At 50.4% G+C, this 375-nt stretch carries 1 protein-coding gene; it reads left to right on the top strand.

What is annotated here, in order from left to right; all coding sequences use genetic code 11:
* The coding region (locus ACXPVS_RS27460; protein WP_458512669.1) for an IS30 family transposase at positions 1-370 on the top strand (370 nt) is incomplete at its 5' end.
* Between the last annotated feature and the right edge of the window lie 5 nt (positions 371-375).

Raw genomic sequence — 375 nt, 5'->3', positions numbered from 1 at the left:
TACTTCTGCTGTTCAAGGCTTCAGTGCAGCACTGAACAGCATGCCGCTGGCGGTGCGTAAAAGCATGACGTATGACCAAGGCCGCGAAATGGCAAAACATGCTGAAATCACGCAGAACACTGGGGTGGCGATTTACTTCTGTGACCCGCATAGCCCTTGGCAGCGCGGCAGTAATGAAAACATTAATGGCTTGATTCGCCAGTACCTGCCCAAGGGCACGGACTTGTCGGTACATAGTCAGGAAGCGTTGGATGCCATTTCGTATCAAATGAATATTCGTCCCCGCAAACGCTTCGGTTACAAATGTCCGATTGAGGTGATTACAGAAGTGATGGGGATGCATCATGCTGCTCCTGCTTTAACTCAATAGCCGTG

This window comes from Pseudomonas sp. Ma2-10, assembly GCF_054330215.1.
Note: the sequence above shows the minus strand (reverse complement) of the source record. Positions and strands in the feature narration are given on the sequence as shown.